Source organism: Solwaraspora sp. WMMD1047 (genome assembly GCF_029626155.1).
Taxonomy (GTDB): Bacteria; Actinomycetota; Actinomycetes; order Mycobacteriales; family Micromonosporaceae; genus WMMD1047.
Genome location: NZ_JARUBL010000001.1, coordinates 583535 through 607658, shown reverse-complemented (window position 1 = coordinate 607658; position 24124 = coordinate 583535). Strand labels below are relative to the sequence as shown.

The following is a 24124-nucleotide window of genomic DNA, read 5'->3' as shown; positions in this document are numbered from 1 at the left end:
GCAACCGCGCACCGGAGCGACCCATCCGCCACCCCGGGAGGTACCTGATGGCCGATCCGATACCGCGGCGTCGCCGGCACAACCGGCTGGTTGTCCTGGGCGCCGCCCTTCTCCTGGTCCTCGTCACCGGCAGCGCGGTGGCGGCGGCGACCATCCAGCCGGGGCAGACCGCCCCGATCCGCAGCGTCCTCTCCGGACGCTGCCTGGACGTGGCGGGTTCCAGCACCGCCAACGGCACCCGGGTGCAGCTGTGGGACTGCACCGGCGGGTCCGGTCAGACCTGGACCTACACCGCCAGCCGGCAGCTCATGGTGTACGGCAACAAGTGCCTGGACGCCTACGGGCAGGGCACCAGCAACGGCACCGCGGTGATCATCTGGGACTGCAACGGCCAGGCCAACCAGCAGTGGACCGTGAGCGCCGCCGGCGCGATCACCGGCGTCCAGTCCGGGCTCTGCCTGGACGCCGAGGGCGCCGGGACGGCCAACGGCACCCGGACCATCCTCTGGAGCTGCCACGGCCAGCCCAACCAGCAGTGGAACTCGCCGTCGACGACGCCCACCACCCCGCCACCCACCACGCCGCCGACGGCCTCTCCGCCGCCGGCCGGCGCCGGGACCTGCGACATCTACGCGTCGGGCAACACGCCCTGCATCGCCGCGCACAGCACGGTCCGCGCGCTCTACGGCGCGTACAACGGCAACCTCTACCAGGTCCGGCGGTCCTCCGACAACACCACCCGCAACATCGCGGTCCTGGCGGCCGGTGGGGCCGCGAACGCGGCGACGCAGGACTCGTTCTGCGCCGGCACCACCTGCGTCATCACCGTCATCTTCGACCAGTCGGGGCGCGGGAACGACCTCTGGTACCAGGGGTCGAGCGTGGTCCCCGGCTCGACCCAGAGCCGCCCGGCGATCGCGACCTCCGAGTCACTGACCATCGGGGGGAGCAAGGCGTACTCCCTCTACATCAACCCGGGCAACAGCTACTGGCGCGACGGCCACCTGACCGGCGTGCCGACCGGTAGCGCCCCCGAGGGCATGTACATGGTGACCAGCGGCACGCACGTCAACAGCGGCTGCTGCTTCGACTACGGCAACAGTGAGACGACCCGGTCGGCCGACGCCGCCGGGGCGATGGACGCCATCAACTTCAGCACCCAGTGCTGGTTTGGTGGCTGCTCCGGCACCGGCCCGTGGGTCCAGGCCGACCTGGAGTGGGGGCTCTACCCGGGTGGCAGCCAGACCTGGAATCCCAACCAGCGCTCGTTCACCAGCAAGTTCGTCACCGCAACCCTCAAGAACAACGGATCCACCCGGTTCGCCATCAAGGGCAGCAACGCCCAGTCCGGCAACCTCTACACCCTCTACGACGGGGCGCTGCCACCCGGCTACAGCCCGATGAAGAAGCAGGGCGCCATCATCCTGGGCAGCGGCGGGGACTGCTGCAAGCCCGGCGGTGGCGCCAACCTCAGCGCCGGCACCTTCTACGAGGGCGCCATGGTGTCCGGCTACCCGTCCGACGCCACCGAGAACGCGGTACAGGCGAACATCGTGGCCGCCGGCTACCGCTGAACCACACCACCGCCACACCACCACCACTGATGGGAGCACCTCCATGAGACACCGATGGCGCAGCCTGATCGCCGTCGCCGCGACCGTCGTCCTCGCCAGCGCCGGCCTGGTCGGCGTACGCCTGGTCGCCGCGGCCGCCGACACCGTCCCGCTCGCGGCGACGGCCGGTTGCGGCCGGGCGCCGGGGCTGAACAGCGGCACGCACACGATCCAGAGCAGCGGCCAGAACCGCAGCTTCATCCTGCGGGTGCCGGCCAACTACAACAACAACAATCCGTACCGGTTGATCTTCGCCTTCCACTGGCGGGGCGGCACCATGAACGACGTCTCGTCGGGCGGCAGCAGTGGCAGCGTCTGGTCCTACTACGGGATGCAGGAGCAGTCGAACAACACCGCGATCCTGGTCGCGCCGCAGGGCATCGGCAACGGCTGGGCCAACTCCGGCGGTCAGGACGTCACCTTCGTCGACGACATGATCCGGCGGATCGACGAGGCGCTCTGTGTGGACACCACGCAGCGGTTCGCGTTGGGCTTCAGCTACGGGGGCGGCATGAGCTACGCGCTCGCCTGCGCCCGGGCGAACGTCTTCCGGGCGGTCGCGGTCTACTCCGGCGCCCAGTTGAGCGGCTGCAGCGGCGGCACCCAGCCGATCGCCTACTTCGGCCTGCACGGCATCTCCGACAACGTCCTCAACATCTCCGCGGGCCGGTCGCTGCGGGACACCTTCGTCCGCAACAACGGCTGCGCCGCCCAGAGCCCGCGCGAACCGTCGCAGGGCAGCGGGCAGCACTTCACCACTCTCTACTCGTGCCGGGCCGGGTACCCGGTGCAGTGGGCCGCGTACGACAGCGGCCACGGGCCGGCTCCGGTGGACGGCTGCTCCGGCTGTGAGGACGGCGCCCGGACCTGGACCAGGGCGGAGGTGTGGCGGTTCTTCGCGCAGTTCCAGGGCGGCAGCCAGCCGACCCCGACCCCGCCGGGTCAGACCACGCCGCCGCCGACCGACCCGGGCGGCAACCGGCTGCGCAGCGAGGCGTCCGGCCGCTGCCTGGACGTCAGCGGCGCCAACTCGGCCAACGGGGCCCAGGTGCAGATCTGGGACTGCCACTCCAACGCCAACCAGCAGTTCGTCCAGAACGGGCAGGCGCTGCAGGTGATGGGGAAGTGCCTGGACGCGCCGCCGAACGCGGCGGCCGGCACCCGGGTGCAGATCTGGGACTGCAACGGCGGCGCCAACCAGCGCTGGACCCTCAACGGCAACGGCACGATCAGTAACGTCCAGACCGGGCTCTGCCTGGACGTCAATGGGGCCGGCACCGCCAACGGCACCGGCGTGGTGGTCTGGAACTGTCACAGCGGGGCCAACCAACGGTGGTCCCGGGCCTGAGTTCAAGAAGACGGGTACGGGTGCGGACCGTTCGGTCCGCACCCGTACCCTTTGGGGTTTCCCGGTTAGCTTCGAACCCAGCGTTGGTTCGCGCCGGTGTGACAGCCCCAGAGGATCGCGGCGGTGCCGTTGGCGGTGCCGGCGCCGTTGACGTCCAGGCAGAGCCCGTTCTGGACGTTACTGATGGTGCCGTTGCTGTTGAGGTTCCACTGCTGGTTGGCGCCACCGTTGCAGTCCCAGATCCGGGTCGCGGCGCCGGCGGTGGCGTTGCTCGGCACGTCCAGGCACTTCCCCAGCACCTGCAGCGCCTGCCCGTTGCGGGTGAACTGCTGGTTGGGGTTGGTGTGGCAGTCCCAGATGATCATCGCGCTGCCGTTTGCCGAGTTCGCGCCGTTGACGTCCAGGCAGCGGCCGGCGGACTCGCTGCGCAACCGGAACGTGGTCGACGGCGGCGGCGGGGGTGGTGCCTCGCCGCCGGTGAAGAACCGCCACACCTCATCCTTCACCCAGCTCCGGGCGCCGCTCTCGCAACCGGCGCAGCCGTCCACCGGACCCTGCTGGTGCCCGCCGTCGAAGGCGGCCCAGACCACCGGGTAGCCCGCGCGGCAGCCCGCGTACGCGGTGCTGATGTGGGTCCGGCTGCCCGACGTGGGCTCGGGCGGGTTCTGCGGCGTGCAGCCGTTGTTGCGGACGAAGGTGTCCCGCATCCCCCGCCCGGCGTTGATGTTGTCCCCGATGCCGTGGATACCCATGTACGCGACGGGCTGGGTGCCGCCGTTGCAGCCGCTGATCGGGCCGGGAGTCGCGATGACGGCGACCGCCCGGATCGCGGTCGGCCGGGCACACGCCAGCGCGTAGCTCATCGAGCCGCCGTAGCTGAAGCCCAGCGCGAAGCGCTGCGTGGTGTCGACGCAGAGCGCCTCGTCGAGCCGCCGGATCATGTCGTCGACGAAGGTGACGTCCTCGCCGCCGGAGTTGGCCCAGCCGTTGCTGATGCCCTGCGGCGCGACGAAGATCTCGCTGTTGTTGGAGAGCCGCCGGAGTCCGTAGTGGGCGTAGACGTCGCCGTCGCTGCCGCCCGAGGCGACGTCGTTCATGGTGCCGCCCCACCAGTGGAAGCCGAAGAACACCCGGTGCGGACGGTTGTTGTCGTAGTTCGGGGGGATGCTCAGGATGAAGGAGCGGCTCTTGCCGCCGCTCTGGATCGTGTGCGTGCCGCTGGTGAGCCCGGGGGCTCGGCCGCACCCGGCGGTCGCCGCGAGCACGCCGGCTTCGGCCGGCTGTGCCGCGATGCTGGCCCCGGCCGGTTCCGCCGCCGCGCCGGGGCCGCGCGCCTGCGCGGCGGCGCCCGTGGCGAGGACGAGCGTCGCCGCGATCGCGACCGCCACTGGATAGGATCGATGGTTCACCATCAGCCTCCTCAGCTGCTCGGTGTGGTGGTTCGAAAACGGGGCGATGACCGGCTAGCGCCGGAGCTGGAACCGCTGATTCGCGCTGCCGGTGACGGTCCACTGGGAGATCCGGGCGCCGTCGGCGGTGGAGGCCTGCCACACGTCCATGGCCAGGCCGCTCTGCCGGTTGACCAGGCTGACCACGCCACCGCCCTGATCGACCACCCGCCACTGCTGGCTGGTCGCGGTGGAGGCGGGCTGCTGGGTGATGTCGGCACCGGTGCTGTTGCCGGCGACCTGCAGGACCAGACCGCTGTGCCGGGCCCGGATCCGATAGTGGCCGCCGTCGGTGGGCACGAAGTCGAACTGCTGGTTGGCGCCGCTACCGGCCGGCCACTGGATCAGGGCGGCACCGGCGGCTGTCGACGCGCCGTTGATGTCGGCGGCCTTGCCGCTGTGCTGGGCCACCAGCCGGTAGTGCACGCCGGTCTCCACCGGCCCGGTCCGGGCCGCCGCCGCCCGGTAGGTGTGGCCCGCCTGCGCCGTGAACTCGATCAGGTCGGTCTCCGGCCGCGCCGGCTGGACCGCGGCGCCGCTGGTCTCGTCACGCAGCTCGAACGCACCGGTGAAGATCCGGTTGCGGATCCGGACCGCGCCGGACCGGTCGGGGGTGACGACGAGCTCGATCCGGCTGCTGCTCCAGGTGGCGCCGACCGTGTATCCGCCGCGCCCGCGCAGCCCCGTCACGCTGCCGGTCGGCCAGGCCGCCGGCAGCGCGGGCAGCAGGTGCAGCTCGCCGTTGTGGCTCTGCAGCAGCATCTCGGCGATCCCGCCGGTGGCGCCGAAGTTGCCGTCGATCTGGAACGGCGGATGCAGGTCGAACATGTTGGGCGCGAGCCGGTCGGGGGTGATGAGGAAGCGGATCAGATCGTGCGCTCGGCCGCCCTCCTCCATCCGCGCCCAGAAATTGATCTTCCAGGCCAGCGACCAGCCGGTGCCGGCGTCACCGCGCAGCTCCAGGGTCCGGCGGGCGGCCGTGAACAGCTCCGGCGTACCCCGTCTGGTGATCTGGTTGCTGGGGTGCAGGCCGTACAGGTGGGAGATGTGCCGGTGGTTCGGCTCGGTCTCCACCCAGTCGTGCAGCCACTCCATGATGTTGCCGCGGGAGCCGATCCGCATCGGCGCCAGCCGCTGCCGGGCGGCCCGGACCTGGCTGCGGAGGTCCGCGTCCACGCCCAGCACCTCGCTGGCCTGGGCGCAGCCGTCGAAGAGGTCGCGGAGGATCTGCATGTCCATCGTCGGCCCGGCGCAGACGCTCACGTTCGGGTGGTGGGGCAGCTCCGGCGAGTTCGACGGGTTGGTGACCAGCCACCGCTGGCTCGGCTCCTCCACCAGGGTGTCGAGGAAGAACTGCGCGGCACCCTTGAGCGCCGGGAAGTTCGCCCGCAGGTGGTCGACGTCGCCGGTGAAGCGGTAGTGGTCCCAGATCAGGGTGGCGAGCCACGCCCCACCGGTCGGCCACATCCCCCACACCGCCCCGTCGACCACCGAGGCTCCCCGCCACCCGTCGGTGTTGTGGTGGGTGACCCAGCCGCGGGCGCCGTACTGCAGGCTGGCCGTCCGGGCACCGGTCACGGTGAGATCCCGGATCATGTCGAAGACCGGCTGGTGGCACTCGGCCAGGTTGGTCGGGCCGGCCGGCCAGTAGTTCATCGGCAGGTTCGCGTTGATCGTGTACTTCGACTCCCACGACGGGCTCATCTGGTCGTTCCAGATGCCCTGCAGGTTCGCCGGCTGGCTGCCCGGCCGCGACGAGGAGATCAGCAGATACCTGCCGTACTGGAAGAGCAGGGCGGAGAACTGCGGGTCGGTGCTGGTGTTGTGTTGGGCGATCCGGACGTCGGTGGGTTGGTCGGCCGCCGCGGTCCGCCCCAGGTCCAATGTGGTACGCCCGAAGAGCCGCTGGTAGTCGGCCAGGTGCCGGCTGTGCAGGGTGGCGTACCCGGTGCCGACGGCGGCGTTGAGGTGTCGCCGGGCGATGCCCTGGTAGTCGCCGCCGACGTTGCGGTAGTCGACGTAGCTGGTGCCGATCGAGATCAGCAGGGTCACGCTGTTGGCGTTCGACACCCGCAGCGTGCCGCCGGAGCTGCTGGTGCTGCCGCCGTCGGCGACCGCCCGGGCGAGCGCGAGGAACCGCACCGAGCCGGCGATGCCCCGGAAGTCGCCGGAGACGCCGTCCAGCGCGATCGTCGTGCTGTCGGGGCTGGCGGCCGAGGCCCGCTGCGGGGTGGTGAACGAGGCCGAGAAGGAGACCGACCCCGGCGACTCGGCGGTGAGCCGTACGACGATCACCTGGTCCGCGGCGCTGGCGATGACCTCCCGCCGGTACCGCACGTTGTTCGCCACGTAGGTGACCACGGTGGTGGCGGTGGTCAGGTCGAGCCACCGCTGGTAGCCGGAGATCCCGCCCGTGCCGGGCAGGGTGAGTCGGAGGTCGCCCACCGGCTGGTAGGCGAGCTGGCCGGCTGGGTTGCCGAGCATCGCCTGGTTGATCAGGTCCTGCGCCGGCCCCCACTGGTTCGCGAACACCATCCGCCGGATGTCGGCCAGCGCCGCCGCCCCGCGCGGGTTGCTGTAGTCGTGCGGGCCACCGGCCCAGACGGTGTCCTCGTTGAGCTGCAGCCGTTCGGTGTCGACGTTGCCGAACACCATCGCGCCGAGCCGGCCGTTGCCGATCGGCAGCGCGCGGAGCCAGTCCGCGCCGGCCGGCTCGTCGTACCAGAGCGCCAGGTCGCCGCCGGCCTGCACCTCGGCCGGCGCGGCCGACCCGGCGCGGGCGGTCGCCGTCCAACCGGTCGAGGCCAGCGCGGCTCCGGTCGCGCCCGCCGCCCCGAGCTTCATCACCTGCCGTCGCGTCAGGTCAGACATCCCGATCCTCCACTGTTCGTCGATGGGTGCGTGATGTTGTCCGGACCGCTCAGGGCAGGGTCCAGCGTTGGTTGGTGCCGCCGTGGCAGGACCAGATGATCAGTTGGGTGCCGTCAGCGGTGCTGCCGCCGTTGGCGTCCAGGCACCGGCCCGACTGGGAGTTGACCAGCGAGCCGTTGGCCCCGGCGGCCCAGTTCTGTGCGCCGCTGCCGTTGCAGGTCGCCAGCTGCACCAGGCCGCCGTTCGCGGTGCTGCCGCCGGCGACGCTCATGCATTTGTTGAGCGAACGCAGGGTGCTTCCAGTCACCGTCCACTGCTGGTTGGTGCCGCCGTGGCAGCTCCACAGTTGGATCTTGGTGCCGTCGGCGGAGCTGGCCCCGCTGACATCGACGCACTTGCCGGCGGCGCCGGTGATCGGCCCGACCCGGGGCGCGGTGCCGCCCGCCTCCCTGATCCGGATGTTGCGGAACGACACGTCGTCGCCGGTGCCGTGGTTCTGGATGCCGATGTGGCCGGAGGTGAGCGACCGGACCGGGTCGGTGTTGGTGAAGTCGTTGATCCGCACGCCGTTGAGGAAGACCTGCAGCCGCTCGCCCTCCACCAGCAGTTCGTAGGTGTTCCACTCGCCGGGCGGGTTCAGTGCGGCGTCCCGGGCGGCGAGGTCGGCCGACTGGAACCCGTACACCGATCCGGTGGTCCGTTCCGGCACGTCGGTGGCGTCGATCTGCACCTCGTACCCGTTGGTGATGGCCGAGTTGGGATCGTTGCTCGCCGGGAAGCCGAGGAAGACGCCGGAGTTGTCGTCGCCGTGGGCGTTCCAGTCCAACTTGAGTGAGTAGGAGCGGAACTCCCGGGCGCTGTACCAGAACAGGCCGATCCCGCCGGTCGAGGTGAGGGTGCCGTTGCTGTTGGTGAAGGCGCCGGGCCCGGCCTGCGACCAACCGGTGGTGGCGCCGTTGTAGAGGGTGGTGTAGCCGGTCTCGGGGCGGCAGTCGGCCTTGGTGCGGTTGGCCGCGTACCGGATGCCGCCGAGCAGCAGCGACCGGAAGCCGGACTCGGCGTAGCTGGCCTGGGTGTGGCCGGAGCCGGTGTAGAAGGAGCGGCCGCCCTGCATGGTCTTGCACCAGGTGTGCGGGTGGTCGGCGCCCATCGTGCCGCCGGAGTAGGTCGACTCGTCGAGGGTGGCCAGCACCCGGGCCGACGACCGGGGGTTGGTCCGGAAGTTGTACCACTCGTCGGTCCGCGGCCAGGTCGGGTTCAGGCCGGCGGTCGCCGCGTGCGCCCGGTTCTCCACCCGGACGGTGGCCTGCTGGATGGCCGGGTGCGAGGCGAAGTACGCCCCGACCAGCTCGCCGTAGAACGCCCAGTCGTATTCGGTGTCGGCGGCCGAGTGCACGCCGACGTAGCCGCCGCCGGACCGGATGTAGTTCTCGAAGGCGGTCTGCTGGCCGGCGGTCAGCACGTCGCCGGTGGTGTTGAGGAAGACCACCGCCTCGAACTGGGCCAGGTTGGTGGCGTTGAACTGGTTCGAGTCCTCGGTCGCGGTCACCGTGAAGCTGTTGGCCGCCCCCAGTTCCCGGATGGTCTGGATGCCCACCGCGATCGAGTCGTGCCGGAAGCCGACGGTCTTGGAGAAGACCAGCACGTCGTACGGCGCGTCCGCGGCGTGCGCGGGCGAGCCGCCGAGGCCGGTGCCGGCCAGGATCACCAGCGCCGCCGCCGCGGTACGCAAGGCCGTGCGCATTGTCTGTCGCATGACGAGGTTCCCTTCCGGGGGCAGCCGGTTTACATGGTTGTAACCTTTGCGAGACGTCATACGTTAGACGAATAATTAGGCGGGAGTCAATACTTATTGACATCGATACGTAGGATTCGGCCCCCGCGGCGGGTAGAGTTCGCCCGACTGCCGCACTACCAGGTGTCGAGGTCCGAGGTTGGTATGTCACGCACTGACGACGTGATCAGCAGCATCAAACGGATGATTCTCGAAGGTGCGCTGAAGCCCGGCGACCGGCTCCCCGTCGAGAAGGAACTCGCCGAATCACTCGGCGTCTCCCGGGGTTCGCTGCGCGAGGGAATTTCGGCGCTGTCACTGCTCGGCGTGGTCACCACCCGGCAGGGCGACGGGACCTACATCACCAAGCTGGACGTGACCCAACTGCTGGCACCGATGGGCTTCGTGGTCGACCTCGAAGGCCGGGGCAACGCCCGGCACGTCAACACGATCCGGCGGGTGCTCGAGTGCGAGGCCGCCCACTCGGCCGCATCGAGGATCACCGACGAGGCACTGGCCCAGGCCCGGGCCCTGCTGGACGAGGCGACCCGGGCCATCGGCCAGCCGCCACCGGACCACGAGCGGATCATCGAGATCGACATCCAGTTCCACCGGATCATCGCCGCGCACAGCGGCAACCCGGTGCTGGCCGGGCTCATCGACGCCTTCGCGGGGCGGACCGTACGCGCCCGGTTGTGGCGCAGCCTGCACGAGGAGGGCGCCGACCGGCGCACCCACGAGGAGCACCTGGCGATCTGGCAGGCACTCGCGGCCCGCGACCCCGAGCGGGCCCGAATCCGGATGGCCAGCCACCTGCTCAGCGTCGAGGAGTCGCTGAACACCCTGCCCGCCGACGACTGACGGGTCAGTCCTCGTCCAGCGGGGTCAACCGCACCCGGCCGGCGAGCTCCCGGACGGCCTCCCCCCGACCCGTGCCGAGACCGTGCCGGGTGACGTTCAGCGCGCCGGCCGCGGCGCCGATCCGGATCGCCTCCCGCAGGTCGCCGCCGCGGGCGAGCACCGCGGCGACCCCGGCGGTCATCGAGTCACCGGCCCCCCGGTGGTCGGCCAGCTCCAGCGGCGGCGCCTGCACCTGCAGGGCCGTGCCGTCGTCGAGCAGGGCCAGCCCCGGGTCACCCGCCCGGCTGATCAACACCGACCCGGCGCCCTTCCCCTGCAGGCGTCGACCGGCCTCCGCCAACGCCGCGACGCTGTCGTCGTCGGCGAGCCCGTCGTCGAGCAGCTCCTCGTGGCTGACCTTGAGTACGGCCACCCCGCCCTCCAGCACCGCCGTCAGGTAGGCGCCGGACAGGTCCGCCACCACGGTCCCGCCGTTGGCGGTCAGGTCCGCGGCGAGCCGCCGGTAGATGTCCGGCTCCACCACCTCCTCCGCGGCGGGACCGCTCAGCAGGCTGACCGGCGCGCGCAGCCCTTCGGTCAGGGTCACCGTGTACAGCTCGTCGATGTCGTGACGGACCATCGGCGTACCCGGGTCCTCGGCGATCTCCGCGCGGGAGCCCTCCCGGCGGTCGTGCACGTACCACCCGGTCCCGGAAGGCCGCTCGACCACCCGGACCGTCACGTTCTCCTCGACGAGCAGCTTGCGCAGCGCGTCGCCGACCTCGCCGCCCAGCGACACGCAGAGGGTGACCGGGGTGCCCAGGGCCGCGATCATGCGGGTCTGCCACACCCCCTGGCCGCCCGGGTGCAGGTGCAGTTCGACCGCGTCGGCCTGCTGTTCGATGGTCACGGTCAACAACGGGGCCGGGGCGAACACCATCACCTGTTCATCCATTGCCGGGTAATGCCCCGAATCCGCACCGCCGAACCTGTCGAACTCGCGACGGCCACCCCTCCTTGACAGCCGCCGGTCGGGCGCTGGCATTGTCGGAGGGTGACTCCGCCGATGGGCTGGAACAGCTACGACGCGTTCAACTGGAGCGTCACCGAGGCCGACGTACGGGCGAACGCCGACTACCTGAGCGAGCACCTGCTCCGGTACGGCTGGCAGTACGTGGTCGTCGACTGGGCCTGGTACTACCCGGGCCGGCACGACGACAGCCCGAACCAGGACGCGGACCTGCGACCCCGGCTGCGGATGGACCGCCACGGCCGGCTGCTGCCCGACCTCACCCGGTTCCCGTCGGCCGCCGGCGGCAACGGCTTCAAGCCGCTCGCCGACTACGTCCACGCGCGCGGCCTGAAGTTCGGCGTCCACCTGATGCGCGGCATCCCGCGGCAGGCGGTGGCCGACCGGGTGCCCATCCTCGGCTTCGCCGGCCGGGCCGACCAGATCAACAACACCACCACCGCGTCCTGGCTCAACCTCATGTGGGGCCTGGAGATGACCAATCGAGGCGCCCAGGCTTACCTGGACTCGGTGTTCCAACTGCTGGCCGCCTGGGGCGTCGACTACGTCAAGGTGGACGACATCGCCGCGCCGACCTACCGGCAGGCGGAGGTCGAGGGCTACCGGCTGGCCATCCGACGCAGTGGCCGCCCGATGGTGTTGAGCCTCTCCCCCGGCCCGACCCCGCTGGCCAGCGGCCCGCACGTGCGGGCCAACGCCCAGCTGTGGCGGATCGTCAACGACCTGTGGGACGACTGGCCTGGTGTGGACGCCCTCTTCGACCAGCTGCGGGACTGGACTCCGCACCGGACCGAGGTGTCCTGGCCCGACCCGGACATGATCCCGATCGGCCGGCTGTCGAAACACGGCCCGGTCGGCCCCCCGCGCTACAGCGCCCTCACCCCGGACGAGCAACGCGCGCTGATGACACTGTGGGTGATCAACCGGGCGCCGCTGATGTGGGGCGGCAACCTGGTCGAGAACCGAGCTGCGGAGCTGGCCCTGATGTCCAACGCCGCGGTGCTCGCGGTGCAGCAGCACAGCACCGGCAACCGCCAGCTACACGGGGGCGACCGGCAGGTCTGGACCGCCGATGTCCCGAACACCGACCACCGTTACCTGGCCCTGTTCAACCGGGGGGACGCCCCGGCGGAGGTCACCGTGGACCTGGCCGACCTGGGCATCGCCACCGCCGGAGCGACCGACCTGTGGTCCGGCGCGAACCTCGGCCCGGTGAGCGGCTCGCTCACCCGACCCATCCCCGCCCACGGCGCCGGGCTCTACCGGATGGCACCCCGACCGAGCTGAGCGGGGCCGGCGCCACCGGCGCCGACCCCGCTCTCCTCCAGTGGCTCAGCTGCAGCCGGTCCCGGGGCTCAGCGGAAGAAGGAGCACTGGAAGACCATGTCGTCCACCCGCACCGGAGCACTGCCGCCGAGCAGCGACACCCGCATGAACACCTGGGTCGGACCGTTCTGGTAGCTGGCCACGTCGTGCCGCCGCCAGGCGGTGTCGGTGACGCGTACGGTGCGCAGCGCGAGGTACGTCCAGCTCGCCGGATCGATCACCTCGACGTTGAGCACCGCCGGCCCACTTGTCGCCTGGACGAAGAACCCGCCGCCGCAGGTGGTGGCGTGCCCGGCGGTGCGTGGCCGGACGGTGAGCAGCTTGCCCACCCCGGACCAGCCGCCCGCGGAGGTGCTGAGGAGGGCGTTGTTCGAGCCGGACCGGGCCGTTCCCTGGCCGATCTGGAAGCTGCCGCTGCCAGCGCCGGAGCGGTGGAACTCCCAGACCGCCGCCGGATCCCCCTCGAACCCGTCGGAGTGCTGCCAGAGGTCCGCGTGGGCGGGGCTGACCGCCACGGTCAGGGCCACCGCCGTCGCCACGGCGGCCGCCGCGGTGAGGCGTACGAATCTGGTGATCGCGGTTCTCATCGCTGTCTCCTTCGCTCGTCGCCGGCCGTCACGGCGCGCCGTAGATGACGACGCCGTACGCGTTGATCGCCTCGCCCACCGGCTGGTGCCAGGTCCGCGGGGTCGAGTTGCACTGGTTGCCGTTCCGGTTGGCGTGCGAGTTGAGCCCGTACCCGGTGTTGGCGCTGAACAGCGGCCCGCCGCTGTCGCCGCCGAGGGTGCAGATGTTGGTCTCCACCATCTGGCGGACGGTGCCGCCGGTGCCGTTCACCGTCACGTTGGTCCGCAGCACCGAGCCGCACCGGAAACCGGTGGTCCGGCCGGAGTTGCAGACCGAGAGCCCGGCCACGGCGGTCGCCCAGCCGTGGATGCTCCGGTTCGTGCCGTTCCACAGGTTGATCATGCCGGTCGCCCAGACGGACGGGCCGTTCATCCAGATCAGCCCGTAGTCGTCGGTCGGGTAGTTGCTCTCCAGCGACGGCCCGACGTCCTGCCCGTTGGGCAGCGTCCAGTGTGGGAAGCCCTGGGTGCAGTGGCCGGCGGTGATGATGTAGTTGAAGGTGAAGTCGGTGGCGGTGAAGCCGACCGAGCAGCCGCCGAGGGAGTCTCCACTGGAGATCCCGACGTTCGGCTGGATCTTGCCGTCCGCGCGCTCGAACCGGACCGCCGCGCCGAACCTGCGGGCCGCCGAGCGCTGCGCGTCGTTCTTCGCCCCCGCCGCCGGGAGGCTCACCACCACCTGGTTGGTCTGCGGGTCCACCCCCCAGGTCGTGTTCGGCTCGCTCGGCGCCGCCTCCAGCGTCCGCTGGATCGTCTGGAGCTGCCGCTCGCCGCGGGCGACGAGGCGGGCCTTCGCCCCGGCGGCGGTCACCTTCGCGGCGGCCGCGGCGTCGGTGACGTTTACCACCAGCGCGCCGTCGGAGAGGTACGCGCCGCCGGAGCTGGCGCCCAGCTGGGTGGTCAGCCGGTCGGCGAGCCGGACGTTGGCGTCCTCGGCGCGGAGCAGTTTCTCGGCGGCGGCGCGGCTGATGCCCCGCTGCTCGGCGATCGCCCCGGCGATGTCGGCGCCCCGGTCGGCACCGGCCCGGGTCGCCGGGCCGGCGGTCCCGGCCGCGATCGCCGTACCGGAGGTCGGGGCCGGCTGGTCGACCGGGGCGGCCGCCGCGGCGGTCGGCACGAACGCCATCGGCGCCATGACGACGAGCGCCGCGGCGAGCACGGACCGCCTGGTCCTACGTGGGTGGCTGACAACAGTTTCTGACATGCACCGCTCCCATCACAGGGGGACTGGTGTGGCTGCACCGGGCGGAACGGCCCGGCCGAGCGGTAATCGTCGCAACGGGGTCCGCGGGGCGGGCCCGATGCTGGACACGGTTGGACGCGGTTGGACACGACCGCGCCCAACCCGCCGCGGCGGCCGTCACTCCGGGCGCCCGACCGCCGTCCCGATCGCCGCCATCAGCTCGGGCGACAGCCTGCCGGCGGACGCCGCCGCCAGGCACTCCCGCAGTTCCACGCGGTTCTTGACCCCGAGCACCAGGGTGTCCACGCCGGGCATCGAGAGCGCGTACCGGTGGGCCAGCGAGGAGGGCGACTCGCCGTACCCGCGGGCCAGCTCGCGCAGCGGCGCCGCCCGCCGGAAGTCGACGGTCGTGGGGTGCCCGGCCGGCAGCTCCCGGTCGACCGCGTCGGTGAACGCGCCGGCCCCGACGGCTCGGATGCCCATCACGCCGACCCCGTGCCGGCTGGCGGCGGTGAGGATGTCCCGGGTACGCGGTGCCGGCCCGTTCGGCACCAGGTCGCCGGGCGAGTCGAGCAGGTTCGTCACGCACTGGGCGACCGCGGGGGCCGGCTCTTCCCCGAGCGCCCGGATGACCGCCTCCGACTCCTGGATGGCGGTTATCCCCCAGGCTCCGATCCGGCCCCGCCGGACCAGGTCCGCAAGCGCGGGCCGCACGACGTCGGCGAAGAGGCTGGCGGACGTCGGCCCGGTCCGGCCGGGCTCGGCCCGCGCCGCGAGGTGGCTGTGCAGGAAGAAGATGTCGGCGAAGTCCAACCGCATCCGCGCCAGGCTGTCGTCGAGGGACTTCTCCAGGATGGCCCGCACGTCCCCGGGGTCCGGGGTGCCGAGGGCGCACTTGGTGGACATCCGGACGCCGGCCGGCAGCCTGCCGGCGAACGCCTCGCCCACCACAAGTTCCGCTTCGCCGTCGCCGTAGCCGGGCGCGACGTCGATCAGGTCGATGCCGGCGTCCACCGCCTCCCGCAGGGTGGCGACGGCCTCCGCCCGGGTGGTCGCTCCCCACACCTGCCCGAGCCCGCCGCCGCCCAGGGTGAGGACGCTGACATCCCCGATGCTGCCCAGGGTCCGCTGCTCCATTGTCGTGCGCTCCTTCGCGTCGGCTCATCCGCCGCCCGCGAGAGTTCCACTGCGAGTGCACTCGAAGTCAAGCGTCGACCGGCTAGCGGGCCGCCCGGAGTCCGAAGGGGTCCACGTAGTCGAAATCCACCGCCAGTTCGACGGCGAGGTGCAGGCTCAACCCGAGCAGGGTGAGGCCGGCGAGGGTGTTCACCGTCCGGGCGGCCACCGGTCGCCGCAGGAAGCCGCCGGCCCGGTCGACCGTCACCGCGAGCACGGGATACCAGAGCACGGCCAGCAACACGATAAGTAGCGCCAACAGCGCCGTACGCGGCACCGCCGGCACTCCGGTGGGAACGAACTGCGGGATCAGGCTGGCGAAGAAGACGAAGACCTTGGGGTTCGTCACGTCGGTCACCAGGCCCTGCCGGTAGGCGCGCCAGAGGCCGCCGCCGGCGATCCGCCGGTGACGGCGCACGTCGATCCCACGCCAGTCCAACGGCTCGCCCATGCCCGGTGGGCTGCTCAACAGCCGGATTCCCAGATAGAGGAGGTAGCCCATCCCGACGAACTGGATCACCCGGTACGCCGTACCCGAGGTGACCATCAGCGCCGCGATTCCGAGGGCGGCGAGCGACGAGTGCACGAGCAGCCCGCTGACCACGCCGCCGGCCGTGGCCAGGCCGAGTTTCCGGCCGTCGAGGGCGTTGCGCACCACCACGGCGAAGTCCGCTCCGGGAAGGACCACCATCCCGGCCGCCACGCCGACGAACGTGACGAGTTCCGCGCTCACCAAACGAGGTGCCGATCGGGCTGGGGAACAGGTCGCATAGCCGCATACCTCCTGATGGACGCGGCCACGCGGATAGCTGGGAGCGCGTGGCCATGAGTCACATCCGGGTGTGCGCCGCCCGCCGCATTGCCACCCGGGGAAGAGATCGACAAGACCCTACCCCGGCGGATGCATCCCCCAAAAGGGGACAGCTGGCGAAATTCCGACGATGTGTCGGCCCGACGCGCGGTATCGACGACCGATGGAGCCGGGTGCCTGCGACCGTGTGTCGCAGGCACCCGGCATCGTTTCAGCTCGCGCTGCAGGTGGGGGTCATTCCGGCCGCGCTGCCGGTGCCCTGGAATCCGAATTCGGTGGTCTGCCCGGCATTGACCCGGCCGTTGTAGCTGACGTTTGTGAACCGGACGCTGCCGGTGCTACCACTGGCCGAGGCGTTCCAGGTGTTGGTGACCGCGGCACCGGACGGCAGCGTCATGGTGACGTTCCAGCCGTTGATGGCCGCGGAGCCGGCGGTCACCCGCACCGTTGCCACGAAGCCACCCGTCCACGAGTTCAGCGACACCGAGGCGGTGCAGCCACCCTGGCCGGGCGGCGGAGTGGTGGTCGGCGGCGGCGGGGTGGTGGTGGGCGGCGGCGGGGTGCTGGTCGGGGGCGGCGGGGTGCTGGTGGGCGGCGGGGGCGTCGCGCTGGCGAACTGCGAGAAGAAGCGCCACACCTCGTTCTTGGTCCAGGTCTGCGCGGCGTTGTCGGCGGTGGAGCCGTCCACCGGCGAGAAGATGTGACCGCCGTCGAACGCGGCCCACTGGACCGGGTAGCCGGCCCGGCAGCCGGAGTAGACGGTGGTGATGTGGGTCCGGCTCCCCGACGAGGGCTCGCGCGGGCTCTGCGGGGTGCAGCCGTTGTTGCTGACGAACCGGTCCCGCAGCGACCGCCCCTGCGAGATGTTGAGGACCGAGTCGCTGATGCCGTGGATGCCGAAGTACGCGACCGGCTGGGTGCCGCCGCTGCAGCCGCTGAGCTGGGCACCGCTGAAGACGGCTACCGCCCGGAAGACGTTCGGCCGGGAACAGGCGAGCGAGTAGCTCATGCCGCCGCCGTAGCTGAAGCCGAGCGCGAACCGCTGGCTGGTGTCGATGCAGAGGTCGTTCTCGAGCCGGGTGAGCATGTTGTCGATGAAGGTGACGTCCTGGCCGCCGGAGTTGGCCCAGCCGGCGTTGAGACCCTGCGGCGCGACCAGGATGGCGGTGTTGTTCGACAGCTCCTGCAGCCCGTAGTAGCCGCCGTTGGCGACATTGCTGGCCGAGCCGTTGAGCCAGTGCAGGCCGACGATCAGCCGGTACTGGGTGTTGTTGTTGTAGTTGGCGGGGAGCCGCAGGATGAAGCTGCGGTTCTGGCCGCCGCTGGAGATCGTGTGGGTGCCGTTGGTGAGGGTGGGGTTCCGGCCACAACCGGCGGTGGCGGCGAGGGTGCCGACTGGATCATTCGTGGCGGCTCCGGCTGCCACGGTCGCCGCGCCGGTGGCCAGGACGAGTGCTCCCGTCACCGCCAGCGCGCCGAACCACGATCGGTGCTTTCTCATCGGGGTGGTGCCTCCGTTCCAGGTGAAAACCGTTGTGTGCCCGCTCGGTGGATCCTCGGGTCCCGTGTGATCTGCGTGCCCTGGCGCAGCGGTGTGTGCCGGCAGACAGAGAGCAGGGCTGCCCGGTGTCCCGGCCCTTCGTCGCCGCACATCGACAATGAACGATCTGTTCGGGTTCAGTCAAGTGCAGACGGTCGTTCGAGATGCGTTGACCCTGGCCGGCGCCGGCGCGAGAGTGGTGCCGTGAAGCGTGCCTCGACGCGTTGGCCGCGGCCTCGTTCCTGACCACGGCCGTCGGCCTCGCCAACGCACAACACCCGGTGGGCACGTGATCATGCTGCCGGCGATGCTCGTCGCGATGCTGCTGCGACCCCGGGAGTACCGGCACTGATCATCCGACCCGGTTGATCAGGGCAAGTAGCCGGGTTCGCATGACCGCCGCGTTCCATCTCGACGGGCTCACCAAGGACTTCTCCGGCCGGCTGGCCGCCGACCACGTCACGCTGCGGGTGCCGGCCGGGTCGCTGACCGGGCTGGTCGGCCCGAACGGCGCCGGCAAGACCACCTCGCTGGCGATGGCCGTCGGCCTGCTGCGCCCCGACTCCGGGACCGCGTACGTGCACGGCGTCGACGTCTGGGCCGAGCCGGTCCGGGCCAAGGCGATGCTGGGGGTGCTGCCGGACGGGTTGGCGCTGCCCGAGCGGCTGACCGGCGGCGAGCTGCTGCACTACTGGGGGACCCTGCGCGGCATGGAACCCGGGCACGTCCGGGAACGGGCCCGGGAACTGCTGACGGTGCTGGAGCTCGACGAGGCCGACGACCGGGGCGTGCTGGTGATCGAGTACTCGACGGGCATGCGCAAGAAGATCGGGCTGGCCACCGCGCTACTGCACAACCCGAAGGCGCTGGTGCTCGACGAGCCGTTCGAGCCGGTCGACCCGGTGTCGGCGCGGGTGCTGCGCCGCATCCTGCGCCGGTTCGTGGCCGCCGGCGGCGCGGTGGTGATCTCGTCGCACGTGATGGGCCTGGTCGAGGAGATCTGCGACCGGGTGGCGATCATCGCCGAGGGGCGGGTACTGGCCGACGGCACCCTCGACGAGGTACGCGCCGGGTCGCGCCTGGAGGACGTGTTCGTGGGGCTGGTCGGCGAGCGCGCCGCGACGGAGGACGAGCTGACGTGGTTGGGGAGCTGATCCGCCTCACCTTCGCCATCCGGCGGCACAGCCCGAGCCTGAAACGCACCTGGGGCGCGGTGCTCGGCCTGGCCGCCGCCGCGCTCACCTGGGCCGCGGTGCTACTGGCCGCGCCGACCGCCCGCGCCGACGTGCTGACGCTGCTGCTGGTCGGCTGGTTCGTCGGCTGGCTGGTCGGGCCGATCCTCACCTCCGGCGCCGCGGTGCTGCGGCCGGAGTACTTCACCCTGCTGCCGCTGCCCCGCCGCCGGCTCGCGGCGGGACTGCTCGCCTCCGCGTTCGTGGGGGTCGGTGGCGCGGTCACCGCGCTGGCCGTGCTGGCACTGATCGGGCACGGCGTCCGGTCCGGGTCGGTGGTCGCGACCCTCGTCGCGGTCCCGGCCGTGGTGCTGTTCCTGGTCCTCTGCGTGGCGGTCTCCCGCACCGCGTACGCGCTGCTCGGCGCCGCGATGCGCACCCAGCTCGGGGTGGAGATCGCGGCGATCCAGTACGGGCTGCTGATCGCCAGCCTGATGGTCGGCTGGTTGATCATCTCGCCGGTCGTCAACGCCGTGCCACGGTTCCTGGACGAGGGCCTGCCCGGCCCGGCGAGCACCGCACTCGGCTGGTCGCCGGCCGGCTGGCCGATCCGGGCGGTCGACGCGGCGGGCTCCGGTGCCTACGGCTCGGCAGCTGGTTGGCTCGGGCTGCTCGCAGTCGGTGCGGGGTTGGCGGTGCTGGCCGCGTTGGCGCTGCTCACCCCGTACGTCGGCAACCGCACCGCGCGGCGCAGCCGGCGGCCGATCGGCGCCCGGGTGCTCAACCGGCCCGCCGTGCTGCCGCCCGGTGAGCTGGGCGCGGTCGTCGGCAAGGAGCTGCGGACCTGGTGGCGGGATCCGTGGCGGAGCCTGGAGATCCGCTCGTCGATCTGGTTCGGGCTGTTTCTGGCGGCGTACGGCTACCTTGCCGGGATACCGCAGTTGGCGACCCTGGCCGGGGTCGGGGTGGCGATGATGGTGGGGCTCAGCGGCGCCAACCTGTACGGCCAGGACGGCACCGCCCTGTGGCAGCTCGTCGTCGGCCAGCACCCGCGCGCCGTGCGGGCCGACGTACGCGGCCGGCAGATCGGCCTGGTGATCTTCTTCGGAATCCCGGCGGTGGCGCTCTCGGCGATCATGATCATCGTCACCGGCGGCCACCACCTGGCACTGCCGGTATTCGCCGGGCTGCTGGCGCTGATCTGCACCGGTAGCGGGCTGGCGGTGCTGCTGTCGGTGCTGGGCGTGACGCCCGGGGTGGACCCGCACCGCCGGATCAACGCCACCGACGCGGGCGAGAACCAGTTCGTCATCCAGCTCGCGCTCTGGCTGAACGGACTGATCGCCGCGCCGGCCATCGCGGCGGCGATCCTGCTGGCGGTCGGGCCGGACTGGCTGCCGGGCTGGTTCCCGGTGGCCACCGTCGTGGTGGCGGTGCTGAACGCCGGACTGGTGGCCTGGGGGTTGGGCGCGCTGGCGATCGGCCAGTTGTCGCGGCGGCTGCCGGAGACCTTCGCCCGGCTGCGCTACCCCGGGCTGGGCCGGCCGCGCGGCGACGGCGGCTGGCTCGACGAGTTCGCCGGCCGAGCCGAGACCGAGGCGCTGAAGGCCGCTGCGGAAAAGGCCAAGTCCCGAGGCTGACTGCTACTCAGGTGACCGGTTGGCCGGCGGTCAGGATGGCGAGGGCGGTGCGGGTGGGGGCGTCGATCTGGACGTAGTGGCTGGCGTCCTCGATCAACTCCAGGTTCGCCGCCGGGAAGAGGTTCGCGAGCCGCCGGGCGACCCGGGGGCTGAGGTAGCGGTCCCGGGCGCCGAAGACGATCCGGACCGGGCGGTCGAAGCGGCGCAGGTCGGCGAGTCGCCGTCTGCGGGCCAGCAGGGTGCCGAACAGGTCGGTGTTGAGCCGCCAGAAGGCCGGCTGGGCTGCGGCGAACTGCTCGTAGAGGGCGGGCACCACCTCGTCCCGGCGCTGCCGGTCGGTGATGAACCGGCCGACCTGCCAGCGGTAGAGGCGCCGGTCGGCGGCCCGCCACCGGCTGACCACCCGCCGGGCGGCGACCCGCAGCACCGGCGTGGAGAAGAGCGCGATCGCCGGCGGCCGGCGCAGCCCGAGGGTCAGGTGATAATAGGTGTTGAGCAGGACCAGGGCCTTTATCCGGTACGGATGCAGCAGCGCCCAGTCGATCGCCGGTGGCCCGGAGGCGTCGTGGGCGACGAGTACCACGTCGCGCAGGTCAAGGTGGTCGAGGACGGCGGCCAGGTCGCCGGTCTGGTTGTCGGCGGTGTACGGGTATCCGGCCGGCTTGTCCGAGCGGCCCCAGCCGAGGAAGTCGAACCGGACCACGGGCCGCTGCCCGAGGTGCGGCATCAGGTCGTCGTAGAGATGCAGGTTGTCGGGGAAGCCGTGCAGCAGGACGATCGGGTCGCCGGTGCCGGGGGTCAGCTCGGCGTGGATCCGGTGCCCGGCGCGCGGCACCCAGGTCGTCGAAGCTGAACTAACTTCGGAGATCGCCATGGCCGCCCCCTGGTCCTGTCGCATCCGTCGAGGGCATTGTGTCGGGCATTTCACGGCTGGGTGGGTGATATCAGTAATTGGCCATTATTCCGCGCCTAATGTGAGAACCATTCGACGGACTCGTTGACCGTCTCGTTGTCGGTCCGTCCACATAGGTTGCTGATATGCCCAGTGGTGAGCACGAGTCGCCGATCGCATTGGCCAAACTGGACCCCGGCCTGGTCACCTGGCTACTCGCGCATCTGTTCGACGTCAAGGTTCCCGACTACCATCACGCCCGCACCCACCCGACCGACGTACGGGTCCTGGTCCCCCGCACCTATCACGCCGACGGGATGCTGCTCTACTGCGACGCGGCTGACCAGCCGGTCCTCGCGGCCGTGATGGAGGTGCAGCGCCGCTGGGACCCCACCAAGCGCTGGACCTGGAAGCTCTACGTCGCCCAGCTCGAAACCGAACTCAAAGTCAACGCCGCGTTGATCGTCTTCTGCCCCGATCCGGGTATCGCCCGCCGCTACCGGGGGATGTTCGAATTCGAGGGGCTCAGCCTGCCGCTGCGGCCGTTCATCTTCACCCCGACCGACGTACCCCTGTTGATCGAGATCGACGTGGCCCGCACCCACCCGGCCCTGGCCGTTCTCTCCGCGATCTGCCACGGCGGCGACCCGGAGGTGGACGCCGTCTTCCCGGCGCTGGCCGAGGCACTGCAAACACTCGGCCCGAAGAAGGCGATCTTGTACTATGACATAGTGCTGGCCGGGCTGCCCCAGGCACCCCGTGCTCGATGGGAGGCATTCATGAGCACCGCTGTCGACCCCAGATACCACAGCGAACTCTTCCAGCGCATCGACGCCCAAGCCGAAGCCCGAGGGAAGGCTGAAGGCAAGGCGGAGGGCAGGGCTGAGGGCGAAGCCCTCGGTGAGGGTCGGTCGGTCATCAGGGTGCTGGAGACGCGTGGAATCGTGGTGCCCGACGCGATCCGTGAGCAGATCCTCGCTTGCACCGACCACGACCGGCTCGACACCTGGCTCCAACGCGCCGTCACCGCCACGACCACCGACGAGGTCACCCGCCCGTAGTCCACTTACGCTCGTCAAGGCATGAGGCAAGCCGTGCGCAATCAACGTGGGATGTATCCGTTTGCGGAGTAAACCAGCAGCCGGAAGCCCATCGGCACCTGCTGGTGGCGAGGCACACCGAGCATCTCGTAGGTGACCCCGAGGCTGTCGATCGAGAGTCCTGACCCGGAGGACATCTGCACGTCCGGGATCGTGAGCGTGACGAAGACCGGCAGCTCCTCGCCGGCGTCCACCTTGACCGAGCTGAACGACGTCGCCGCAACCGGGTCGAACACGGCCGCGCCGGCCTCCTCGGCCTGGTTCACCGCCAGCCGTGTGACCTTCAGCGGACCCTGATCAGCAGGTTCGCCACCGACACCGGTGATCGTCACCGGCCACGGACCGGGATTGCGAATGGAGAAGCCGAACGTGATCTGCCCTCGCGGCCTGAAGGCAAAACGAAGCTCCGTCCCCGACCCATCGGCACGGGACTCCGCATCAGCTCCATGCCACCAACGACGAGATCGTGCTGGCCAAGCTTTGCCCCAGGCACCCGCGCCCGATAGGAGGCATTCATGAGCACCACCGTCGGCTCCGGGTACCACAGCGAACTCTTTCGCCGCCTCTACGCGCAGGCCGAAGCCCGGTGCGTTCTCACGGTGCTCGACTCCCGGGGAGTACAAGTCTCCGAGGCCGTCCGCGAGCAGATCCTCACCTGCACCGATCACGACCAGCTCGACACCTGGCTCCGCCGTGCCAGCACCGCCACCGCCGCCTACCAGGTCACCCGCCCGCCAATCACGACCACCGCACCCACCTTCTACAGCGAGAAATTCCGCCAGCTCTACGCCGAGGCTGAGGCGAGAGCGAAGGAACGTGCCAAGGAACGAGGCGTGCTGCAAGGCACTGCAGGGTCCGTGCTCATCGTGCTCGACGTCCGGGGAGTGCCGGTCCCCGAGGCGATCCGGGAGCAGATGCTCGCCTGCACCGACCTCGACCAGCTCAACACCTGGTTGAAACGCGCCGTCACCGCCGCCACCGCCGAAGAGGTCACCCGCCCGTAGCGCGACCGATCACCACGAGTCGGAAGGCTGCCATGCGACGGCGGTGGGCCGGCGCCCGCCCGTGGTGAGGAATTCATGCAGTGAGCGGCGAATGTCTTCGATGGGTACGGCAGCGTCTGCCGGATACGGGGTCGCGCTGTCGATGTCGCGTCGCAGCATCGCCGCTGATGGCACCGGGTCGGCAGCCCGGGTCACCCACGGCCCGGCGTGCCCGTCCTCTGGACCGCCGAAGTAGAACATCGCACCGACGCCGTGTTCGGGTCGCAGGTCCAGCTTGAGCCCGTGGTCGGGGATACCGGCCGGACCGATCCGAGGCCGCTCTCGGATGAACGCGGTGGGATTGTGCAGCAGGGGGTCGGCCGCCAAAATGCGATTGAAGGCACCATCGACCTCCTCCGCGCTGCGCGCGACGATCGGCCCACGATCACTGCCAGCCTGCAACCCGAACTCGATGCTGAACTCGGCCATCAGCTTGTGCCTCGTGGCGCAGTGGCACTTCCCTGCTCTCGAACGGCTTCCATGGCGAAACGCAGCGCCACCCAGACGTCATCAATGGTCAGATCCGGAAGCTCCGAAAGGATCTCGTCCGCGCTCATGCCGTCCGCCACCATCGCCACGACCGTCGCCACCGGGATGCGTAACCCGCCAATACACGGCGCCCCACCCATCTGGACGGCGTTGACGGTGATCCGTTCGAAGTTCATAACGGCACCGTAGACCGTCGTAACCC

At 70.9% G+C, this 24124-nt stretch carries 21 protein-coding genes; 8 read left to right on the top strand and 13 right to left on the bottom strand.

Features of this window, described 5'->3' with window-relative positions:
• Positions 1-47: 47 nt before the first annotated feature.
• The gene (locus tag O7627_RS02765; protein WP_278091931.1) at positions 48-1574 is read left to right on the top strand and encodes an arabinofuranosidase catalytic domain-containing protein; all 1527 of its coding nucleotides are present in this window, start codon (positions 48-50) and stop codon (positions 1572-1574) included.
• 43 nt (positions 1575-1617) lie between these two features.
• Positions 1618-2961: an RICIN domain-containing protein gene (locus O7627_RS02760; RefSeq protein WP_278091930.1), complete on the top strand. Its 1344-nt coding sequence runs from the start codon at positions 1618-1620 to the stop codon at positions 2959-2961.
• A gap of 65 nt (positions 2962-3026) precedes the next feature.
• On the opposite strand, the gene O7627_RS02755 is transcribed toward O7627_RS02760, so the two are convergent.
• The 3 genes from O7627_RS02755 to O7627_RS02745 are packed head-to-tail and all read right to left on the bottom strand — an operon-like array spanning position 3027 to position 9036.
• Positions 3027-4373 carry an RICIN domain-containing protein gene (locus tag O7627_RS02755; RefSeq protein WP_278091929.1) on the bottom strand — a complete coding sequence of 449 codons (1347 nt, stop codon included), beginning with the start codon at positions 4371-4373 and terminating at the stop codon, positions 3027-3029.
• Between the two features lie 51 nt (positions 4374-4424).
• A complete protein-coding gene (locus O7627_RS02750) occupies positions 4425-7280 on the bottom strand; it encodes a glycoside hydrolase N-terminal domain-containing protein (RefSeq protein ID WP_278091928.1) in 2856 nt (951 codons plus the stop codon).
• 49 nt (positions 7281-7329) lie between these two features.
• Positions 7330-9036: a ThuA domain-containing protein gene (locus O7627_RS02745; RefSeq protein WP_278091927.1), complete on the bottom strand. Its 1707-nt coding sequence runs from the start codon at positions 9034-9036 to the stop codon at positions 7330-7332.
• A gap of 183 nt (positions 9037-9219) precedes the next feature.
• Here O7627_RS02745 and O7627_RS02740 point away from each other — a divergent pair, with 183 nt between their 5' ends.
• On the top strand, positions 9220-9915 hold the full coding sequence (locus O7627_RS02740; RefSeq protein WP_278091926.1) for a FadR/GntR family transcriptional regulator: 696 nt from the start codon (positions 9220-9222) through the stop codon (positions 9913-9915).
• Positions 9916-9919: 4 nt separating this feature from the next.
• Here O7627_RS02740 and O7627_RS02735 read toward each other — a convergent pair whose 3' ends face one another.
• Positions 9920-10849 carry a PfkB family carbohydrate kinase gene (locus tag O7627_RS02735; protein ID WP_278091925.1) on the bottom strand — a complete coding sequence of 310 codons (930 nt, stop codon included), beginning with the start codon at positions 10847-10849 and terminating at the stop codon, positions 9920-9922.
• A gap of 99 nt (positions 10850-10948) precedes the next feature.
• Between O7627_RS02735 and O7627_RS02730 the strand changes: the two genes are divergently transcribed.
• Positions 10949-12211, top strand: coding sequence for a glycoside hydrolase family 27 protein (locus O7627_RS02730; protein WP_278091924.1), 1263 nt, complete (start codon positions 10949-10951; stop codon positions 12209-12211).
• Positions 12212-12279: 68 nt separating this feature from the next.
• Here the strand turns inward: O7627_RS02730 and O7627_RS02725 are convergent, their stop codons facing one another.
• The 5 genes from O7627_RS02725 to O7627_RS02705 form a co-directional block, all read right to left on the bottom strand.
• On the bottom strand, positions 12280-12837 hold the full coding sequence (locus tag O7627_RS02725; RefSeq protein WP_278091923.1) for a hypothetical protein: 558 nt from the start codon (positions 12835-12837) through the stop codon (positions 12280-12282).
• A gap of 28 nt (positions 12838-12865) precedes the next feature.
• Positions 12866-14080 carry a S1 family peptidase gene (locus O7627_RS02720; protein WP_278091922.1) on the bottom strand — a complete coding sequence of 405 codons (1215 nt, stop codon included), beginning with the start codon at positions 14078-14080 and terminating at the stop codon, positions 12866-12868.
• A 156-nt stretch (positions 14081-14236) separates the two neighbouring features.
• Positions 14237-15196 (bottom strand): aldo/keto reductase, encoded by a 960-nt coding sequence (locus O7627_RS02715; RefSeq protein ID WP_278091921.1) that lies wholly within the window; start codon positions 15194-15196, stop codon positions 14237-14239.
• An 82-nt stretch (positions 15197-15278) separates the two neighbouring features.
• Positions 15279-15968 carry a LysE family translocator gene (locus O7627_RS02710; RefSeq protein WP_278091920.1) on the bottom strand — a complete coding sequence of 230 codons (690 nt, stop codon included), beginning with the start codon at positions 15966-15968 and terminating at the stop codon, positions 15279-15281.
• Between the two features lie 289 nt (positions 15969-16257).
• Complete coding sequence (locus tag O7627_RS02705; RefSeq protein WP_278091919.1) at positions 16258-17547, bottom strand: cellulose binding domain-containing protein; 1290 nt, start codon at positions 17545-17547, stop codon at positions 16258-16260.
• A gap of 431 nt (positions 17548-17978) precedes the next feature.
• Here O7627_RS02705 and O7627_RS02700 point away from each other — a divergent pair, with 431 nt between their 5' ends.
• Positions 17979-18740 carry an ABC transporter ATP-binding protein gene (locus tag O7627_RS02700; RefSeq protein ID WP_278091918.1) on the top strand — a complete coding sequence of 254 codons (762 nt, stop codon included), beginning with the start codon at positions 17979-17981 and terminating at the stop codon, positions 18738-18740.
• Positions 18725-20398, top strand: coding sequence for a hypothetical protein (locus O7627_RS02695; protein WP_278091917.1), 1674 nt, complete (start codon positions 18725-18727; stop codon positions 20396-20398). The genes O7627_RS02700 and O7627_RS02695 overlap by 16 nt, the downstream gene beginning before the upstream one ends.
• Before the next feature lie 7 nt (positions 20399-20405).
• Here O7627_RS02695 and O7627_RS02690 read toward each other — a convergent pair whose 3' ends face one another.
• Positions 20406-21296, bottom strand: a complete 891-nt coding sequence (locus O7627_RS02690) for an alpha/beta hydrolase (RefSeq protein WP_278091916.1) — start codon at positions 21294-21296, stop codon at positions 20406-20408.
• Positions 21297-21436: 140 nt separating this feature from the next.
• Between O7627_RS02690 and O7627_RS02685 the strand changes: the two genes are divergently transcribed.
• On the top strand, positions 21437-22351 hold the full coding sequence (locus O7627_RS02685; protein ID WP_278091915.1) for a hypothetical protein: 915 nt from the start codon (positions 21437-21439) through the stop codon (positions 22349-22351).
• A 41-nt stretch (positions 22352-22392) separates the two neighbouring features.
• On the opposite strand, the gene O7627_RS02680 is transcribed toward O7627_RS02685, so the two are convergent.
• Positions 22393-22722 carry a hypothetical protein gene (locus O7627_RS02680; protein ID WP_278091914.1) on the bottom strand — a complete coding sequence of 110 codons (330 nt, stop codon included), beginning with the start codon at positions 22720-22722 and terminating at the stop codon, positions 22393-22395.
• A gap of 183 nt (positions 22723-22905) precedes the next feature.
• Between O7627_RS02680 and O7627_RS02675 the strand changes: the two genes are divergently transcribed.
• On the top strand, positions 22906-23394 hold the full coding sequence (locus O7627_RS02675) for a hypothetical protein (protein ID WP_278091913.1): 489 nt from the start codon (positions 22906-22908) through the stop codon (positions 23392-23394).
• Between the two features lie 9 nt (positions 23395-23403).
• Here the strand turns inward: O7627_RS02675 and O7627_RS02670 are convergent, their stop codons facing one another.
• Together O7627_RS02670 and O7627_RS02665 are read right to left on the bottom strand one after the other, a co-directional pair.
• Positions 23404-23862, bottom strand: a complete 459-nt coding sequence (locus O7627_RS02670) for an Imm1 family immunity protein (RefSeq protein WP_278091912.1) — start codon at positions 23860-23862, stop codon at positions 23404-23406.
• Entirely contained in the window at positions 23862-24098 is a 237-nt protein-coding gene (locus tag O7627_RS02665; protein WP_278091911.1) for a DUF433 domain-containing protein, read from the bottom strand. The genes O7627_RS02670 and O7627_RS02665 overlap by 1 nt, the downstream gene beginning before the upstream one ends.
• Between the last annotated feature and the right edge of the window lie 26 nt (positions 24099-24124).

What these genes read in the sequence shown, in the direction of transcription:
- O7627_RS02755 (WP_278091929.1), bottom strand. Translation starts at nt 4,373, where the DNA reads ATGGTGAACCATCGATCCTATCCAGTGGCGGTCGCGATCGCGGCGACG.
- O7627_RS02715 (WP_278091921.1), bottom strand. Translation starts at nt 15,196, where the DNA reads ATGGAGCAGCGGACCCTGGGCAGCATCGGGGATGTCAGCGTCCTCACC.
- O7627_RS02750 (WP_278091928.1), bottom strand. Translation starts at nt 7,280, where the DNA reads ATGTCTGACCTGACGCGACGGCAGGTGATGAAGCTCGGGGCGGCGGGC.
- O7627_RS02685 (WP_278091915.1), top strand. Translation starts at nt 21,437, where the DNA reads ATGCCCAGTGGTGAGCACGAGTCGCCGATCGCATTGGCCAAACTGGAC.
- O7627_RS02725 (WP_278091923.1), bottom strand. Translation starts at nt 12,837, where the DNA reads ATGAGAACCGCGATCACCAGATTCGTACGCCTCACCGCGGCGGCCGCC.
- O7627_RS02665 (WP_278091911.1), bottom strand. Translation starts at nt 24,098, where the DNA reads ATGAACTTCGAACGGATCACCGTCAACGCCGTCCAGATGGGTGGGGCG.
- O7627_RS02735 (WP_278091925.1), bottom strand. Translation starts at nt 10,849, where the DNA reads ATGGATGAACAGGTGATGGTGTTCGCCCCGGCCCCGTTGTTGACCGTG.
- O7627_RS02705 (WP_278091919.1), bottom strand. Translation starts at nt 17,547, where the DNA reads ATGAGAAAGCACCGATCGTGGTTCGGCGCGCTGGCGGTGACGGGAGCA.
- O7627_RS02675 (WP_278091913.1), top strand. Translation starts at nt 22,906, where the DNA reads ATGAGCACCACCGTCGGCTCCGGGTACCACAGCGAACTCTTTCGCCGC.
- O7627_RS02740 (WP_278091926.1), top strand. Translation starts at nt 9,220, where the DNA reads ATGTCACGCACTGACGACGTGATCAGCAGCATCAAACGGATGATTCTC.
- O7627_RS02720 (WP_278091922.1), bottom strand. Translation starts at nt 14,080, where the DNA reads ATGTCAGAAACTGTTGTCAGCCACCCACGTAGGACCAGGCGGTCCGTG.
- O7627_RS02700 (WP_278091918.1), top strand. Translation starts at nt 17,979, where the DNA reads ATGACCGCCGCGTTCCATCTCGACGGGCTCACCAAGGACTTCTCCGGC.
- O7627_RS02760 (WP_278091930.1), top strand. Translation starts at nt 1,618, where the DNA reads ATGAGACACCGATGGCGCAGCCTGATCGCCGTCGCCGCGACCGTCGTC.
- O7627_RS02670 (WP_278091912.1), bottom strand. Translation starts at nt 23,862, where the DNA reads ATGGCCGAGTTCAGCATCGAGTTCGGGTTGCAGGCTGGCAGTGATCGT.
- O7627_RS02745 (WP_278091927.1), bottom strand. Translation starts at nt 9,036, where the DNA reads ATGCGACAGACAATGCGCACGGCCTTGCGTACCGCGGCGGCGGCGCTG.
- O7627_RS02765 (WP_278091931.1), top strand. Translation starts at nt 48, where the DNA reads ATGGCCGATCCGATACCGCGGCGTCGCCGGCACAACCGGCTGGTTGTC.
- O7627_RS02690 (WP_278091916.1), bottom strand. Translation starts at nt 21,296, where the DNA reads ATGCGACAGGACCAGGGGGCGGCCATGGCGATCTCCGAAGTTAGTTCA.